The sequence below is a fragment of the Moraxella oculi genome (assembly GCF_023336735.1).
Lineage (GTDB): Bacteria > Pseudomonadota > Gammaproteobacteria > Pseudomonadales > Moraxellaceae > Moraxella > Moraxella oculi.
On the sequence record NZ_JAMBAQ010000077.1, the window covers coordinates 1 to 254 of the forward strand.

The 254-nt window shown below is 39.8% G+C and carries 1 protein-coding gene; it reads right to left on the reverse strand.

Annotation, left to right across the window (positions count from 1 at the left end):
* Positions 1 to 65 precede the first annotated feature (65 nt).
* A partial coding sequence (locus M2R47_RS09430) for a hypothetical protein (RefSeq protein WP_249102554.1) occupies positions 66 to 254 on the reverse strand: 189 nt, incomplete at its 5' end.

Sequence of the window (254 nt, forward strand, 5' to 3'; positions counted from 1 at the left end):
ATGGGTGACGTCATGCCAAAATGTCTTCACAGATTTAAAAGACCAATCGTAGCCACCTTTTATAGTCAAACAACACTTGATTTGCGTTCCTTCATCAAAAGGCGACGCATTGATGACGATAACCAAATCAGCTCCTTCTTTTTTAAGAGGCGTGAATGGGTGACGTCATGCCAAAATGTCTTCACAGATTTAAAAGACCAATCGTAGCCACCTTTTATAGTCAAACAACACTTGATTTGCGTTCCTTCATCAAA